The sequence below is a fragment of the Bradyrhizobium sp. USDA 3650 genome, from assembly GCF_054057395.1.
This window is the reverse complement of sequence record NZ_JBSRZG010000001.1, coordinates 7,648,734-7,663,995: the sequence shown is the minus strand read 5'-3', so window position 1 is coordinate 7,663,995 and position 15,262 is coordinate 7,648,734. Positions and strand designations below refer to the sequence as shown.

16 protein-coding genes and 1 pseudogene are annotated in these 15,262 nt (G+C 64.7%); 10 read left to right on the top strand and 7 right to left on the bottom strand.

Going from position 1 to position 15,262, the window contains the following annotated elements; genetic code table 11:
- The first annotated feature begins 135 nt into the window (after window positions 1-135).
- A complete protein-coding gene (locus tag ACVIN2_RS36070; RefSeq protein WP_007602405.1) occupies window positions 136-1,254 on the top strand; it encodes a branched-chain amino acid ABC transporter substrate-binding protein in 1,119 nt (372 codons plus the stop codon).
- 84 nt (window positions 1,255-1,338) lie between these two features.
- Here ACVIN2_RS36070 and ACVIN2_RS36065 read toward each other — a convergent pair whose 3' ends face one another.
- Window positions 1,339-1,725: a response regulator gene (locus ACVIN2_RS36065; RefSeq protein WP_456769253.1), complete on the bottom strand. Its 387-nt coding sequence runs from the start codon at window positions 1,723-1,725 to the stop codon at window positions 1,339-1,341.
- Between the two features lie 240 nt (window positions 1,726-1,965).
- Between ACVIN2_RS36065 and ACVIN2_RS36060 the strand changes: the two genes are divergently transcribed.
- The 3 genes from ACVIN2_RS36060 to ACVIN2_RS36050 are packed head-to-tail and all read left to right on the top strand — an operon-like array spanning window position 1,966 to window position 6,093.
- Window positions 1,966-4,776 carry a PAS domain S-box protein gene (locus ACVIN2_RS36060; RefSeq protein WP_456769252.1) on the top strand — a complete coding sequence of 937 codons (2,811 nt, stop codon included), beginning with the start codon at window positions 1,966-1,968 and terminating at the stop codon, window positions 4,774-4,776.
- A gap of 58 nt (window positions 4,777-4,834) precedes the next feature.
- Entirely contained in the window at window positions 4,835-5,830 is a 996-nt protein-coding gene (locus ACVIN2_RS36055) for a P1 family peptidase (RefSeq protein ID WP_456769251.1), read from the top strand.
- Between the two features lie 50 nt (window positions 5,831-5,880).
- Window positions 5,881-6,093 carry a KTSC domain-containing protein gene (locus ACVIN2_RS36050; RefSeq protein ID WP_456769250.1) on the top strand — a complete coding sequence of 71 codons (213 nt, stop codon included), beginning with the start codon at window positions 5,881-5,883 and terminating at the stop codon, window positions 6,091-6,093.
- Window positions 6,094-6,105: 12 nt separating this feature from the next.
- Here the strand turns inward: ACVIN2_RS36050 and ACVIN2_RS36045 are convergent, their stop codons facing one another.
- The gene (locus ACVIN2_RS36045) at window positions 6,106-6,897 is read right to left on the bottom strand and encodes an EF-hand domain-containing protein (protein ID WP_456769249.1); all 792 of its coding nucleotides are present in this window, start codon (window positions 6,895-6,897) and stop codon (window positions 6,106-6,108) included.
- Window positions 6,898-7,148: 251 nt separating this feature from the next.
- Between ACVIN2_RS36045 and rpe the strand changes: the two genes are divergently transcribed.
- The 4 genes from rpe to ACVIN2_RS36025 all read left to right on the top strand — a co-directional run bounded on the left by rpe (window position 7,149) and on the right by ACVIN2_RS36025 (window position 8,535).
- Window positions 7,149-7,850: a ribulose-phosphate 3-epimerase gene (gene rpe, locus ACVIN2_RS36040; RefSeq protein WP_456769248.1), complete on the top strand. Its 702-nt coding sequence runs from the start codon at window positions 7,149-7,151 to the stop codon at window positions 7,848-7,850.
- 150 nt (window positions 7,851-8,000) lie between these two features.
- Complete coding sequence (locus tag ACVIN2_RS36035) at window positions 8,001-8,141, top strand: hypothetical protein (protein ID WP_456769247.1); 141 nt, start codon at window positions 8,001-8,003, stop codon at window positions 8,139-8,141.
- Between the two features lie 4 nt (window positions 8,142-8,145).
- Window positions 8,146-8,322, top strand: a complete 177-nt coding sequence (locus ACVIN2_RS36030; protein ID WP_198034867.1) for a hypothetical protein — start codon at window positions 8,146-8,148, stop codon at window positions 8,320-8,322.
- Window positions 8,323-8,376: 54 nt separating this feature from the next.
- Entirely contained in the window at window positions 8,377-8,535 is a 159-nt protein-coding gene (locus tag ACVIN2_RS36025; protein ID WP_456769246.1) for a hypothetical protein, read from the top strand.
- Between the two features lie 23 nt (window positions 8,536-8,558).
- On the opposite strand, the gene ACVIN2_RS36020 is transcribed toward ACVIN2_RS36025, so the two are convergent.
- The 5 genes from ACVIN2_RS36020 to ACVIN2_RS36000 form a co-directional block, all read right to left on the bottom strand.
- Entirely contained in the window at window positions 8,559-9,983 is a 1,425-nt protein-coding gene (locus ACVIN2_RS36020; protein WP_456769245.1) for a protein kinase domain-containing protein, read from the bottom strand.
- A 6-nt stretch (window positions 9,984-9,989) separates the two neighbouring features.
- Window positions 9,990-10,730, bottom strand: coding sequence for a metallophosphoesterase family protein (locus ACVIN2_RS36015; protein WP_456769244.1), 741 nt, complete (start codon window positions 10,728-10,730; stop codon window positions 9,990-9,992).
- Between the two features lie 116 nt (window positions 10,731-10,846).
- Complete coding sequence (locus ACVIN2_RS36010; protein ID WP_027567695.1) at window positions 10,847-11,452, bottom strand: hypothetical protein; 606 nt, start codon at window positions 11,450-11,452, stop codon at window positions 10,847-10,849.
- Complete coding sequence (locus ACVIN2_RS36005) at window positions 11,445-12,131, bottom strand: hypothetical protein (RefSeq protein WP_456769243.1); 687 nt, start codon at window positions 12,129-12,131, stop codon at window positions 11,445-11,447. Before ACVIN2_RS36005 ends, ACVIN2_RS36010 begins: the two co-directional genes overlap by 8 nt.
- Window positions 12,128-12,898 carry a MotA/TolQ/ExbB proton channel family protein gene (locus tag ACVIN2_RS36000; RefSeq protein ID WP_456769242.1) on the bottom strand — a complete coding sequence of 257 codons (771 nt, stop codon included), beginning with the start codon at window positions 12,896-12,898 and terminating at the stop codon, window positions 12,128-12,130. The genes ACVIN2_RS36005 and ACVIN2_RS36000 overlap by 4 nt, the downstream gene beginning before the upstream one ends.
- A 179-nt stretch (window positions 12,899-13,077) precedes the next feature.
- On the opposite strand from ACVIN2_RS36000, the gene ACVIN2_RS35995 reads away from it, so the two are divergent.
- Window positions 13,078-14,448: a sensor histidine kinase gene (locus ACVIN2_RS35995; protein WP_456769241.1), complete on the top strand. Its 1,371-nt coding sequence runs from the start codon at window positions 13,078-13,080 to the stop codon at window positions 14,446-14,448.
- Between the two features lie 7 nt (window positions 14,449-14,455).
- Window positions 14,456-15,107, top strand: a pseudogene (locus tag ACVIN2_RS35990) (response regulator).
- Window positions 15,108-15,262 lie beyond the last annotated feature (155 nt).

Here is a 15,262-nt window from a genome sequence, read left to right as displayed (position 1 = left end):
GCCGAATGTGGCGAGATATCTCTGTCCATGCCCGTATTTTGCCGGTGACTTCTCCTCGAATTCATTCAAGAATGGCGCCGGTTTGAACCGGGCATGCCCGGTAACTCCCACAGGCGACCACCCTCGAGGTATCTCATGAAATCACTGAAGCTCATCGGTCTGGCATTCGGCGCGTCGATCGCGCTGTCGAGCGCGGCATTCGCGCAGGATGTCACCGTCGCAGTCGCAGGTCCGATGACCGGCGGCGAGTCCGCTTTCGGCCGCCAAATGAAGAACGGCGCCGAGATGGCCGTAGCCGACATCAACGCCGCCGGCGGCCTCAACGGCAAGAAGCTCGCGCTGTCCGTCGAGGACGACGCTTGCGATCCGAAGCAGGCGCGCTCGATCGCCGAGAAGATCGCCGGCGCGAAGATTCCCTTCGTGGCCGGGCATTATTGCTCGTCGTCGTCGATCCCGGCTTCGGAAGCCTATGCCGACGGCAACGTGCTCCAGATTACTCCCGCCTCCACCAATCCGAAGTTCACCGATAGCGGACTGTGGAACGTGGCGCGCGTCTGCGGCCGTGACGACCAGCAGGGCCTGGTCGCCGCCCAGTACATCGCCAAGAACTACAAGGGCAAGAACATCGCCATCCTCAACGACAAGACCACCTACGGCAAGGGTCTTGCGGACGAGACCAAGAAGGCGCTCAACAAGGCCGGCGTCACCGAGAAGATGTACGAGTCCTACAACAAGGGCGACAAGGACTTCAACGCGATCGTCTCGCGGCTAAAGCGCGACAACATCGATCTCGTCTATGTCGGGGGCTACCATCAGGAGAGCGGCCTGATCCTGCGCCAGATGCGCGACCAGGGCCTCAAGACCGTGCTGATGGCCGGCGACGCGCTCGCCGACAAGGAATATGCCTCCATCACCGGCCCGGCCGGCGAAGGCACGCTGTTCACCTTCGGCCCCGATCCGCGCAATAAGCCGACCGCGAAGAAGATCGTCGAGGCCTTCAAGGCCAAGAACATCGACCCCGAGGGCTACACGCTCTACACCTATGCGGCGATGCAGGTCTGGTCGCAGGCGGCCAAGAAGGCCGGCACCACCGATGCCAAGAAGGTCATGGCGGCCATCAAGGCCGGCAAGTGGGACACCGTGATCGGGCCGATCGAGTATGACGCCAAGGGCGACATCAAGCAGCTCGACTACGTCGTCTACAAATGGGACGCCAAGGGCGGCTACGCCGCGATTAGCGGCAACGGCACCTAAGCACGGTTGCCGGGGGCCTTGGAGGCCTCATCCAATCATCGTCGCGCCCCGGCTTGCCCCGGGGCGTTTCTTCCCGCGTCAGGGTCAGACGGCTGCAGGCAGCGCGCCGTCCGCCGCGGCTTGGGCGTTCCTTAGTGCTTGAAGAAGATCGTTCGGTCGAAACGGCTTTTGCAGGCAGACCACGTTGGCGAGGTGGGGCGATTGTTCCATGAAGTCCAGCGCCGTCATCCCCGACACGGCAACGACCGGGAGGCTCGGTGCAAGCTCGCGCAGCGTCGTGATGACCTCGACGCCGCTGGTATCGCCAAGGAAAATGTCCACGATTGCCGCGTCGAAGCAGGCCTCGGTGAAGGCTTTCACCCCGGCTGCGCCGCTATCGGCCTCAACGACGTCGTAACGGTTGACGCGCAGCACGATCGCGACCATCGCACGGACGTCCTTCTGGTCGTCGATGATGAGAACACGGGGCATTGGGAACAACTCCCGGATCGTGAAATCAAAATGCCTGATTCAAACCTGGAACCCGTAGCAGCGGGAGAGCATTATGGCACCGTCCAGTAAAGCGCATCTTACCCGATCCCCCGTGCGCGTTCCCCACAAAATTAAGTAAACTGTAACCTTCGGTTGAGTCGCGGTGGGTTTTGTCATGATGCGTGCCCAGAACCCGCTACCATGGACCAAAATTGATTAGGCCAAATGAGATTGGCGAAGATGCTCAAGACCGATCTGCGAGAGCTGCACGTGTCCGCAACGACCGATCGGAACACATTCCTTTCGACGCTGCCGGCTACCCCGAAAGACCGCACCGCAGCATTGGCGATCGTGGGCGTCTCGTCGATTCTGTTCGCAGTGGCCGTGCCCTTCGCAGGTATCCCGCTGCTCCCGGTGCCAGCCTTTGTCGCGAGCTATCAATCCGCGCTCGTCGTCGCGGACATCGTCACCGCGGTCCTGCTGTTGTCGCAGTTTGCGGTGCTCAGGACCCGCGCGCTGCTCGTGCTCGCGACGGGCTACCTGTTCACCGCTGCCGCGGCCGTGGTCCATGCCCTTACCTTCCCCGGACTTTTTTCGCCGACCGGGCTGCTGGGGGCCAACCAGCAGACCACGGTCTGGCTTTACATGATCTGGCACGGCGGCTTTCCGCTCTGCGTGCTGGGCTACGCCTGGCTGAAGGAGGCCGACGGCGGTGCCCGGATCGCGGGCTCGGCAAGCAAGGCGATCTACGCCAGCGTGGTCGGCGTCGCCGCGGTCATGATCGTCTTGACCTGGATCGTCACTGCCCAGCACGACCTGCTTCCGGTCCTGCTGCGCGACGGCCGTTACACGCAGATCATGATCGGCGTGGTGGCCTTTGTCTGGTCCTTGAGCTTTGCCGCGCTGGTCTCGCTGTGGTTCCGCCGTCCGCATTCGGTCATCGACGTCTGGCTCATGGTGGTGATGTGCGCGTGGCTGTTCGACATCGCGCTGTCGGCGATCGTCAACGTCGCGCGCTTCGATCTCGGCTTCTACGCCGGCCGCGTCTACGGCCTCTGCGCGGCGACCTTCGTGCTCGCAGTGCTTTTGATCGAAAATGTCCGCCTCCAGGCGCACACGCTGGGACTCGTCGGCAGGTTGCGCCAGCAGTCGGCATTGGATCGCGACTACTATGGCAAGCGCCTTGCGCTGTACGGGGCCGTCGTCGAATCCGCCAATGATGCCATCATTACGAAGACCCTCGACGGTGTCATCACGGGCTGGAACAAGGCCGCCGAACATCTGTTCGGCTATGCCGCCGCGGAGGCCATCGGCCAACCGATCGACATCATCGTGCCGGAGGACCGCAAGGCCGAGGTCAGGGGTATCCTGAACAGGGTCGGCGGCAATGAAACGATCGCCCAGCATGAAACGGTCCGGATCCGAAAGGACGGCCGGCCGCTCGACGTCGTTCTCAATGTTTCTCCGCTCAAATCAGCCACCGGACAGATCATCGGCGCTTCCAAGATCGCCCACGACATCACGGAAGAGAAGCAGGCACGAGAAAAACTGCGCCGCGAGGTCGAGGAGCGGCAGCGGATCTTCGAGACTTCGCAGGACCTGATCCTGGTCACCGACGGTTTTGGCAATTTCATCCAGGTCAGCCCCAGCGTGAAGACCATTCTGGGCTTGAGTCCGGACGACATGATCGGGCACAGCGCCACCGAGTTCATTCATCCCGACGACCTACAGAAGACGCGCGACGAGATGCGCGCGGCGCGGCGTGGCGCGGTCAAGCGCAGCTTCGAGGCGCGCTACTACCACTACGATGGTCACGAGGTCACGCTGAACTGGATGGGCACCTGGTCCGATCCGGTCAAGCGCCATTTCTTCATCGGTCGCGACCTCACCGAGAAGCAGGCCGCCGAGGCGCAGTTCAGGCACGTCCAGAAGATGGATTCCATCGGTCAATTGACCGGCGGTGTCGCGCACGACTTCAACAATGTGCTGACCGTCATCACCGGCACGATCGGCATTCTGGCGGACGCGGTCGCTGACCGTCCCGAGCTCGCCGCCATCACCAAGCTGATCGATGACGCCGCCGAACGTGGCGCGCAACTGACCAAGCATCTGCTCGCCTTCGCCCGCAAGCAGCCGCTCCAACCGCGCGAAATCGACGTCAACGCATTGACGCTCGAGGCCGCAAAGCTCCTGCATCCCACGCTCGGCGAGCAGATCACCATCATGCCGCAGCTCACCGAGGATGCGTGGCCGGCACTGATCGACCCGGGCCAGCTTTCCACCGCGATCCTCAATCTCGCGCTCAACGCGCGCGATGCCATGCCCAACGGCGGCACGCTGGTGCTGGAGACGCGCAACATCTTCCTCGACGACGGTTATGCCAGCATGAATCCCGACGTGGTGGCCGGCAATTACGTCATGATCGCCGTCAGCGACACCGGCTCCGGAATCCCGCCGGAGTTGATCGACCGGGTGTTCGATCCCTTCTTCACCACCAAGGAAGTCGGCAAGGGCACCGGCCTCGGGCTCAGCATGGTGTTCGGCTTCGTCAAGCAGTCCGGCGGACACATCAAGATCTACAGCGAGGAAGGCCACGGCACGAGCGTGAAGATCTACCTGCCGCGCTCGAGCGGCGTGCAGGAGACCGAATTCGAGGTGCTCCAGAACGCGCCAGTCACCGGCGGCCACGAAAAAATCCTGATCGTCGAGGACGACGCGCTGGTGCGCCAATATGTCGTGACCCAGATCAAGAGCCTCGGCTATACAGCCCTCGAAGCCGCTAACGCGGCCGAGGCCCTCGTCATTATCGACGCCGACAAGGACATCGACCTGCTGTTCACGGACGTCATCATGCCCGGCAACATGAACGGACGCCAGCTCGCCGACGAGGCGGCTCGCCGCCGCCCCGACCTGAAGACGCTGTTCACCTCGGGCTACACCGAGAACGCCATCGTCCATCACGGGCGGCTCGATTCCGGCGTGCTGCTGCTGGCGAAGCCCTACCGCAAGTCCGAGCTCGCCAAGATGCTGAGGACCGCCCTCGCGGGTTGAGCCTGCGGCATCCCTGCGATATCGCTGAAGCGAACGCCTTTCAGCCTGCGGAGCCGCCTTGAAAAACCTTCTCACCGATATCGCCGGCGTCCGCGTCGGCCACGCCGAGGATGCGAAAATCGCCACCGGCACGACCGCGATCATCTTCGACGCCCCCGCGGTCGCGGCCATCGATGTTCGCGGCGGCGGACCCGGCACGCGCGAAGACGCGTTGCTCGACCTCGCCAGCACCGTCGATCGCGTTGATGCGATTGCGCTGTCCGGCGGCTCCGCCTTTGGAATCGACGCCGGCGGCGGCATCCAGGCCTGGCTCGCCGAACAAGGCCGCGGCTTGCGGATTCGCGAGGCGGTGATTCCGATCGTCCCGGGCGCGATCGTTTTCGACCTGCTCAACGGTGGCGACAAGGCCTGGGGACGCTTCGCGCCCTATCGCGATCTCGGCTACGCCGCAGCGTTGGCTGCCAGCGACGATTTCGCACTGGGCAGCGTTGGGGCCGGCCTTGGAGCCACCACCGCAACCTTCAAGGGCGGACTGGGGTCGGCCTCCGCGGTCCTGGCCAATGGTATCAAGGTTGCCGCGATCATGGTCGTCAACGCGGTCGGCAGCACAACCGTTGGCGATGGGCCTTGGTTCTGGGCTGCGCCGTTCGAGGAGAACGGCGAGTTCGGCGGGCGCGGCCTGCCGTCCGCTTTCACACCGGACATGCTGGCGATGCGCATCAAGGGCGGACCCGCTGCGAGCGCGCGTGAGAACACCACGATCGGCCTCGTCGTCACCGATGCCACGCTGACCAAGGCCCAGGCCAAGCGGCTTGCGATGATCGCGCATACCGGGTTCGCCCGTGCGATTTATCCGGTGCATGCCCCAACCGATGGCGACGTGCTGTTCGCCGCCGCAACGGGCGAGAAGCCGATCGAGCCGCTGGTCGGCCTCACCGAGCTCGGAACCGTCGCCGCCAACGTGGTCGCACGCGCAATCGCACGCGGCGTCTACAATGCGACAGCCCTGCCATTTGCCGGCGCGATGCCGGCATGGAAGGATCGGTTCGGCTAGAAACGAAACGGCGGGCACGGCGTTACCCTGACGGGCCAAGGTGCACCGCCATGCCGTCTTCCGTGATCCGGTTTTTCCGTTATGCGCCCGAGACGCGCGAGCTGAAAGTGACTTTCGTCAGCGGGCGCCTCTATGTCTACGAGGACGTTCCGCCCGAGGTCGCCGCGGCGTTCAGGAATGCGCGCTCAAAGGGTACATTCTTCAATCACGAAATCCGCGACCGTTATCTCTACCGTGACATCACTCACGAATATGCAGGCTAGCCGTGAGCGAGGTTACACGCTCATCGACATCGATGAACCGGCAGCCGCTGAGGCGCCTTGTCCCTGCCCGCCCTGCCGCTGCATCAACTGCGCGAACAGATCGTACGCTGAATTACGGGGGCTGGAGGCGCCCGGGACCGTCGTCGACATCTTGAAGCCGTCGGCGTAGGTGACGGTGGTGGTGGTCGAGCCGTCGGCGCCGGTCGTCGAAGTCGAGGTCGAGCCGCCCTTGGCCTGCGAGGAGGAATCCGAGCCGCTGCCGGAGGCATCGCTCGCACCCTGCGCGTGATGGTGGCCGCGGTGGCCGCTCTTCAGCGCCTTCGACATCTCATCGAGGCTGACGCTGCCGTCGGTATTCGAGTCCAGCTTTGAGAAAACGTCGTCGGCCCGCGCGAGGTTGGTGCCGCCGGCACCGAGCGCATTCTCGAATTCCGACTTGGTGATCTTGCCGTCGCCATCGCCATCGATCTGCGAGAACAGATCCTTCAGGGCGGCGTCGCGGCGCGTCGGGGACGAGGATGTCGAGCTCGACGAGGTCGAGTTGGCGCTGCCGGTGCTGTCCGTCGACTGGCTCTGCGCTGCGAACAGCGCGTTCATCGTCTCCGACGAGATCTGCGGGGTTTTGCCCGCATTGACCGACGAGGTCGCGCCGGTCGTGCTGTTGCTGCCGCTGTCGATCGCGAACGGATTGGTCGCCGGCTTTTGCGAGGACCCCGTCTTCTGCGTCGACGAGGACGATTTCGAATTCGTCAGCGACTGGATCGCGTCGAGCGCACTCGATACGGCCCCAAGAGCGAACAACATTGCACAACTCCAACCGATGCGGCATGCCGCGGCCAATGTTCTGTTGAGATGAAGTCAGCAAGCGCCGTGCCAGCGCAAAAAACTCAATGAAATCCGCTCTCACCGCACGTTGCATGGCCCGGGAACACCGGCAATTCATGCCGGTCGCGGCAGAAATTTCCGCCCACAGGAAGCACGCCGCCCCTGCATTGCCCGGCTGAGAGGCCCATGTTAGGCGAGTCCATCTTTCACGGCCGCCACGGGAAACCGCCATGACCCAAGCCTTCGCTCCCCGCCCCCTGGCAATCGCGCCCTCGATCCTGGCCTCGGACTTCTCCAGGCTCGGCGAGGAGGTGCGCGCCGTGGACGCCGCCGGAGCCGACTGGATCCATCTCGACGTCATGGACGGGCACTTCGTTCCCAACATCTCGTATGGCCCCGACGTCATCAAGGCGATGCGCCCGCACACCAGGAAGATCTTCGACGCGCATCTGATGATCTCGCCCTGCGACCCCTATCTCGAGGCCTTTGCGAAAGCCGGCTGCGACCACATCACCGTGCATGCTGAGGCCGGTCCCCATCTGCACCGCTCGCTTCAGGCGATCCGCGCTCTCGGCAAGAAGGCCGGCGTTTCGCTCAATCCGGGCACGCCGATCAGCGCGCTCGAATACGTTCTGGACCTGGTCGACCTCGTGCTGGTGATGTCGGTCAATCCCGGCTTCGGCGGCCAGGCCTTCATCCCCTCCACGATCGGCAAGATCCGCGATATCCGCGCGATGACGGCGGGCCGTCCGATCGACATCGAAGTCGATGGCGGCGTCGGCTCCGACGTCGCAGGTCCCCTGGCCGCAGCCGGCGCCAACGCCTTCGTCGCCGGCACGTCCGTGTTCAGGGGCGGCACGCAGGACGCCTACAAGACCAACATCGCCGCAATCCGCAACGCCGCCGCGGCTGCACGCGGCGAGGCGATCTGAGGGCTCGCGCGGCTCCGCAGATGTGCGGCTTCTACGGGTGTTGCAGCGCGCAGTGCCTAAATTTGCAACCTTGATCCGTACTCCTCCGGGCTTCCCTGATTCGCGCAAATCACCGCTAGTGATTCTTGCCTGTTTTCGCGGGAGCACATCATGACGACGACCCTGGTTTGGACTGGCGTGGCGTTGTGGCTTGGTTTTTCTGCGTTTGTTGTGTTTGGTCCATCGGCTGGACCGGTGAAGGTCTCGGCTCGCTCGACCCGCATCGCTCGTCGCGACTGGTATCGGGCCTGACCCCATGCAGATCGCGCTCGTAAAGCGTCAGCCGAAGCGCCGGTGCCGCATCCCGCGGCGCCCGCATCCTGACCTCGATTTCTTCTTCGGTCGGCTCGAACGCACTGAAGGCGAGATGCGCGACGACACCGGGCCCGAGACGGACCTGGATCACCCGCTCCGGTCACCGCGCCGGCATTGAATTCTTTTCTGGACCAAGCTCATGAAGCCGCATTGCCCGAATTGCCTAAAGGAAATGACCAAGGCGTCCGCGTCGCGTAACCTGTTCAACTGCGAGCCCTGCCGCGAGATCATCCAGTTCTTCGGCGGCAGCGCGGATCACGGCGAGCCTGGCCCGCAATTCTCCTGGCCGATCCGCCGCAAGCGCTCCGTCCACACCGCTCACGCGGCCTGAACCTCCAGATCCAGAGCGCGGCTCTATCCCACCTCCTCGCCCGCATCCGCAGCCATTCGCGGCGGCCGTACCACGGTGACGGTGCAGGCCGCTTCCGAGGCCACCTTGGCCGAGACGCTGCCGAGCAGCGTGCGCCTGAACGAGCCCTGCCGCGCGCCGATGATGACGTGGTCGACGTGGTTGACCTCGCAAAACTCCAGGATGGCCGCCGCGGGATCGACGGCTTCCAGCACGTGAGCCGACAGCCGGCTCTCATCGAGCTTGAGCGGAGTGGCCCAGTGCCTGAGCGCCACCAACCGGTCGATATGCTTGTTGGAGCCCTGCTCATCCAGCGTCCTGTCGATCGCGATGCGGTTGAGCTTCAACACGTTGAGACATGCGAGCCGCGCCGACGGCAGCGTGGCGAGAATGCGTTCCGTCGTCATGCGCAGAGCCTCGTTCAACTCCGGCTCGCCTTCCGCCGTATCGAGCGCGACCGCAACGATCGGGCTCGATGCGAGCTGGGCTGCGACATCCGATTTCGCGCGGGGCGCCATGACACCCTGGTTGAACCGGCGGCGCCAGGCGGCGCTGAGCGGATCGCGCTTCATTCGCTCCGAGCGCATCGTGAGCCTGATCTGGTCCGGATGGGTCAGATCGAAGGCGAGCTGCGACGCCGTCGGATAGCGCCGCACCGGCTCGATCTCGAGGCACCGCAGCACCACCTCCTGGAGCCAGGGCGGATAATCGGCGCGCAAGCCGCGCGGCGGGTGCGGATCGCGCCACAGCCGGCGCCGCATCGCACGCAGCGTCTCGCCCTCGCCGAACGGCCGCTCGCCGGTCGTGAAGAAATAGAGCAGGACGCCAAGCGAGAACAGATCGCTGCGCGGATCGTCGCGCACCCCTGACAGCCGTTCCGGCGCCATATAGGGCGCGGTGCCGTAAGGCAGGCGGAATTCCTCCTGCAACAGGTCCGGCAGATGGTTGTGATGCGACAGGCCATAGTCGATCAGCACCGCCTCGCCGCTCTCGCGGAACATGATGCTGCTCGGCTTGATGTCGTGATGGATCACGTTCTGCCGGTGCAAATCCGCGAGCCCCGTCGCAATCCTGGCGACAAGCTGCCGCACCTCGTCATACGGCAGCGGCAGGTCGGGCAACCGCTTGTAGAGCGTGGTCCCGGTGATGCGCTCGATGACGACATAGGCCTGGTGGGCGAAATCGCCGGTACCGAAGCTTGAGGGTACATGCGGCCCGGCCAGCCGCGGCAGGATCATCATCTCCATTTCGAAGGAGACGATCGCCGCGGGGTCCTCGCCCTCCGACACCCGCGGAATCTTCATCAGCAGCGGCACCTCGATGCCGGGATGGGTGACCGTCCACAGCGTCGCCATTCCGCCGGCATGGACGCATTCGCCGATCGTGTAGCCGTCGATCTCTGCGCCCGATTTGACGAGGGGTTTCGGCATCGGCCTCTAGCGCCCCTGCGACAGCCGGTCGGCGAGCCAATGCGGCAGGCCGTTCTCACGGATCCGGTTCGCGGCCGTTTCGACATCGTAGGGCGCGCGGCAATAGGTGATCAGGCATGAGACCGTGTCGAACAGCGCGAAAGCCGCGGATGGATCGCTATCGCGCGGCTGGCCGACCGAGCCGAGCACCGCAAGCCATTGCCGCCCGCGCAGCAGCGGTACGGAGACGTCGGTCTTGGGCACGAGTCCCGACATCTTCGCCGTCACCGACATCGAATAGATCGCCGGGCGGTGGATGTGGCCGCAGAACGTGACATGAGCGGGCGTCGCGATCAGGCTTTTGGCGGCGTCGGCGGTCGATCGGACATAGTGCCAGCTTCGGGGGCTGGAGGCTTCCGAATGCACGAACAGGCGATCGCTGTCCTCCACCAGCATCGGCAATTCCGCCAGGAACCGCCGCTGCGCGGTGTCGAGCCGGCCGCGGGTCCATTCGATCGCGACTTGCGCCTCGGCATTCATGGTCTCGGCCGAGGAATTCACCGCCTGGTCATGATTGCCGCGCACCGCGACGGCGCCCTGGGCAACCAGCTCCATCGCGGTATCCACCACCCATTCCGGATCGGCGCCATAGCCCACGAAGTCGCCAAGCAGGATGAACCGCTCGGCGCCACGCGCCCGCGCGGCTTTCAGGCACGCCTCGAACGCCTGCCGGTTGCCGTGGATATCCGAGAAAACCGCGAGAAGCACGCACCCTCCACCCTCGAACCTTATTGGGAGCCGATAAGGCCAAATTGAGGGAGGTCAAGAACATGCGCCAGCGGCGCGCGGTTTGCCAGCGCTGCCCTGTCGCGATGGTGAAGAGCCTATTGCTCGTCTTTCGGTGGCATCCGGGGCGGCGGAATCGGGGTGAACACGGCGCCCTGCGCGCCGGCCGGTGGCGCCAGGAATTCGCCGGTCGAGGAATCGCCTCCGCTCGTCTCCAGGATGGTCTTGGGCGTCACATATTCCCGCACCATGTCGATCAGGCTGCCATCGCCGCCGCCGAAATCGGCGGCACGGCCGCCTTGCGGATGTCCCAGCGCGATCTCGTTCTCCGCCGCGTGGGTCTTGTCGGCCAGCCTGTCATTGTAGGGCACACGAAAGGCGCGCGGGATGCCGCTCGGCCGATTGTCCTCGTCGAGCTGCTCGACCCACAGATAGATCGAGCCGGGATCGCCCTCCAACGAATGCGGCTCGACGATGCGGGCCTTCAGCAGCTTGAAGGAGGCCGGCAGCCGATCGGCGCTGGCCCAGCCGAGCAGCCCGCGCATTTCCGTGAAGCTGACGACATAGAAGGCGCTGGTCACGACCACCGCAACGGCCTTGATCGACCAGTGCAGCCGCGCATAGACCAACACGACCAGCAGCAGCGCGCCGATGACGGCGTAAGCTATCGATAGCGTGAGGATGACCGTCTGCAGGCTAGTCACGGCGCACCCTCACAGCGTTCTTGCTCACGCCGGTGTTCGGGTCGAGATCGGCGCCGTTGCGCCAGCCGCTGCGGAACGTCTCCAGCAGCGATTTCGGCCGCTGATCCACATTGACGACCTTGCCCTCGGCATCGAGCCGGAACCGCACCGCGGTCTTCTCGTCGCCGGTGTGATCGACCGTGAACTTGTTGTCGAAGACCACCTGCGCCGTGGGATTGAGCTTCTGCACCTTCACATTGGCTGTGACGGGTTCGCCGGTCGTGGCCACGAAATGTGAGACATTGACGGTGTATTCGCCGGGAATGATGCCCCGCACCGTGACGATCTCCTCGCGGATCGGCGAGGCGATCTTCTTGCCGTTGACCACGATGAAATCGTTGGCTCCGCCGCGGTCGTCGCGATCGAGCGTGAGGAAACCGGCCTCGCGGTGGCGATACCAGGCGATGTTGCCCACGGGATCCTGCACGAACAGGTCGAGATCGTCGGGATGGCTGTCGGGCCAGTCCAGCGTGATCATGAACTCGGCCTTGGAGTCGATCTTGCCGTCCTTGGCGTCCGGCGAGACCGCGAGCAACGCAAGGAAGAACAGAAAAGCGATCACCTGGAGCGCCTTGAACAGCATCACGCCCAAGGGATCGAACGGCTCCTCGCGCGGATAGAGACCGAAATCATCCATCATGTCGCGATTCCAGCGCCCTTGCGCTCCAGCACCGGCGTCACATAAGTCTCGGTCAGCACCACCGCATCCGAGAACACCTTCTGGGTCGCGGCATCCAGCATGTAATACTGGATGCGGACCAGGATCGAACCGACCAGGCCCGCCAGCGTCGTGTACATCGCGACCGCCATGCCGTCGCTCATCAGCCCCATCGAGGATCGCATCGCGACCTTGTCGGCGGCATCCAGCCCCGCGATCGGCGCCAGCATGATGATGAAGCCGACGATGGTGCCGAGCAGGCCGAGCTTCATCAGCGTGTCCGAGACGAAGGCGCCGAAGCCGTTGGAGCCGCGCAGGCGGTCGGCGAGCGTCCGCAGCAGCAGCGTCTGGTCCATCGGGCGGTAGTCCTGCGCGGCCGCCTTTGTCACCAGGCTGTCGATATGGTCGCGAACCAGGCCGCGCGGCAATGCGGTCGCGCTCGCATCGAGCACTTTGCCGCCCTCGGGCGCCGCGAGCACCGCGCGGCAGCGCCGGGCCGCCGCCCCCTCACGGGCAATGGCCCGCGTACGCAGGAAGCAGTGACCGCAAGTGAGGACATAGAGCAGTGCGATCACGCTGGAAATGTAGGTCCGATCCGAGGTCAACATGAGACGGATCAGGCCGAACCGCCACAGCAGCACCACGGCGAAGATCGAAAGCCCGGTGAAGATCATCCAGAACAGGAGCGCACTGCGCTCGGATGGGTCGGCAGCAGACCCCGCGATCGGCCCAATCGTCATCGAACTCATGCTGCACCGCTCCTGGCCGTGAATTCCGCCCATTAGATCAAAGCCGCCGCGCCCGGTCCAAAGAGCCATGCCCAATCCGGCTTGGGAAATTTGCCCGAGCTGCCATCCTGCCGATCCCCGCAATTGGCAAGGCGCGGCGGCGTTGTTAGGCTGACCTTACCAAACTTTGGGGTGATCGCATGCGCCTTGTGCTTCAGCTTGTCGCCCGTCTGTTTCTCATCGTCGTGCTCTGCCTTGGCGCGGCGACCATCTGGGCCACGTTCGACGCCTATCGCAGCGTCGACCGGGCGACTGCGGCCTCGGCGCAGCGGGTCGCCCAGGCGCTTCAGGCCCTGTACTGGCACGAATTCTTGTTGCGTAGCAGCAGAACACGCGAGCAGCTTCTGCCGGTTCCGGAGTGGCGCACGCTGGAGACGATGAAGCTGATCTCACCCGGCGTCTGCGTCGAATTCCAACCGGCCATTGCATTCGAAAAGCCGCTCTGCGGCCAGAGCGAGGGGCTCGGCAAGACGCCGCCGCGCTGGTTCGCCTCGATTGTGCCGACCTTCCTTGGCAGCCATGCCGAAGTGATACGGCCCGTCAGTCCCCGCGCGGCGACCGCCGGAACGGTGGTCGCGACGCCGGATGAAACGGCCGCCATCTCGCTCGCCTGGGAGTACATCCTCAACGTGATCGACGTCGCGCTTTTGATGGCGGCAGCGATCGCGCTACTGGCTTCGCTCGCGATCGCGCATGCGCTGGCGCCGGCGCGCACGATCGTGATCGCCTTGCAGCGCATGGCCCGCGGTCAGTATCGCACGAAACTGCCGCGCTTCCGCTCGATGGAGCTGGCGATGATCGGCAGCGCCGTCGGCGAGCTCGGCGGCCGACTGGAGGAAGCGACCGAGCAACGCGCGGCGCTGACGCGGCGCCTGATCGAGATCCGCGACGACGAACGCCGCGCGCTCGCCCGCGAGCTGCACGACGAGTTCGGACAAAATCTCTCGGCCATCCTCGCCTTCGCCAACACCATCGAGACGGCGAGCACGAAGGCAGACAAGCACAACGATATCGTGCAGGACGCGCGGATGATCTCGCAGGCCACGCATCATCTGATGGCCTCGCTGCGCGACGCGCTGAAGCGTCTGCGCAATCCCCTGCCCGCCGAGCTTGGGTTGGAGGCGAGCCTCGTGAATTTGGTGGATAGCTGGCGCTCGCAGAGCGCGGCGCGGCCCACGATCCAGCTCGATCTCAAGGGCGACCTCACCGACATCAGCGGCCCGGCCGCCACCACCGCCTATCGCGTCGCGCAGGAATGCCTGACCAACGCCTTGCGCCACGGCGCGGCACGCGAGATTTCGCTCAGCGTGGAACGGCGCGCGGGCGACGACGATGCATTGCTGATCCGTGTCGAGGACGATGGTGGCGGCGACGCGGCACGCGTCAAGCAGTCGGCCGGTTTCGGCCTCACGGGCATCCGCGAGCGCGTCGCAGCGGCCGGCGGCTCATTCTCGATCCTGCCCGCCCGAGGCGGACTCAGCGTCGCCGCCACCATCCCGCTCGCCGCGTGAGGCCGGCATGAACGAGATTACGACAACAGGCATCTCCGTGCTGCTGGTCGACGACCATCCGATCGTGCGGCAAGGCTACCGGCGCGTGCTGGAAAGCCAGGGCGATCTGCATGTCGTGGCGGAAGCCGACAACGCCGCGGATGCCTACAGCGCCTTCAAGGCGCGCGATCCCGACGTGGTCTTGCTGGATATCTCGATGCCCGGCGCGAGCGGGCTGGAAGCCATCCGCAACATCCGCGCGCGCAGCCCGCGGGCGCGAATCCTCGTTTTTCACCATGCACAACGAGGCCGTGATGGTGAAGGCAGCCTTCAGTGCCGGCGCCAGCGGCTTCGTCACCAAGAGCAGCGAGCCGTCCGCGGTCGTGTCCGCGATCCGCAGCGTGGCGCGCGGCGAACGCGCCATGAGCGACGACATCGCGCACATCCTGGCCGAGGACAGCTTGTCGGCGGGCTCGGCGCTCGATCAACTGGGCGAACGCGAGATCGAGATCCTGCGCCAGTTCGCCGGCGGCGCCACGACCGAACAGATCGCGGCGCATCTCAATCTCAGCGTCAAGACAGTGCAGAACTATCACTATCTGATCAAGACCAAGACCGGCGCGCGCACGGACGCGCAGCTGGTGCGGTTGGCAGCCAATTGTGGACTGACGAAGATCTAGAGGGTGACGGCGTGCCGTTTGCTGCGACCACAATATCTGGTTCCCGACTGGCCACCCCCAACGAAGGTCTCCAAGTCTCTCTTAGATTGTGCTAGGCTCCACCACAGGCACGCGCATCAAGCGGCCAGCGGATGTGTGTCCGGCTCCGATCTTTT

Coding starts and splice junctions, on each gene's coding strand:
- ACVIN2_RS36070 (WP_007602405.1), top strand. CDS start 136: ATGAAATCACTGAAGCTCATCGGTCTGGCATTCGGCGCGTCGATCGCG.
- ACVIN2_RS36065 (WP_456769253.1), bottom strand. CDS start 1,725: ATGCCCCGTGTTCTCATCATCGACGACCAGAAGGACGTCCGTGCGATG.
- ACVIN2_RS36060 (WP_456769252.1), top strand. CDS start 1,966: ATGCTCAAGACCGATCTGCGAGAGCTGCACGTGTCCGCAACGACCGAT.
- ACVIN2_RS36050 (WP_456769250.1), top strand. CDS start 5,881: ATGCCGTCTTCCGTGATCCGGTTTTTCCGTTATGCGCCCGAGACGCGC.
- ACVIN2_RS36045 (WP_456769249.1), bottom strand. CDS start 6,897: ATGTTGTTCGCTCTTGGGGCCGTATCGAGTGCGCTCGACGCGATCCAG.
- rpe (WP_456769248.1), top strand. CDS start 7,149: ATGACCCAAGCCTTCGCTCCCCGCCCCCTGGCAATCGCGCCCTCGATC.
- ACVIN2_RS36035 (WP_456769247.1), top strand. CDS start 8,001: ATGACGACGACCCTGGTTTGGACTGGCGTGGCGTTGTGGCTTGGTTTT.
- ACVIN2_RS36030 (WP_198034867.1), top strand. CDS start 8,146: ATGCAGATCGCGCTCGTAAAGCGTCAGCCGAAGCGCCGGTGCCGCATC.
- ACVIN2_RS36025 (WP_456769246.1), top strand. CDS start 8,377: ATGACCAAGGCGTCCGCGTCGCGTAACCTGTTCAACTGCGAGCCCTGC.
- ACVIN2_RS36020 (WP_456769245.1), bottom strand. CDS start 9,983: ATGCCGAAACCCCTCGTCAAATCGGGCGCAGAGATCGACGGCTACACG.
- ACVIN2_RS36005 (WP_456769243.1), bottom strand. CDS start 12,131: ATGATGGATGATTTCGGTCTCTATCCGCGCGAGGAGCCGTTCGATCCC.
- ACVIN2_RS36000 (WP_456769242.1), bottom strand. CDS start 12,898: ATGAGTTCGATGACGATTGGGCCGATCGCGGGGTCTGCTGCCGACCCA.
- ACVIN2_RS35995 (WP_456769241.1), top strand. CDS start 13,078: ATGCGCCTTGTGCTTCAGCTTGTCGCCCGTCTGTTTCTCATCGTCGTG.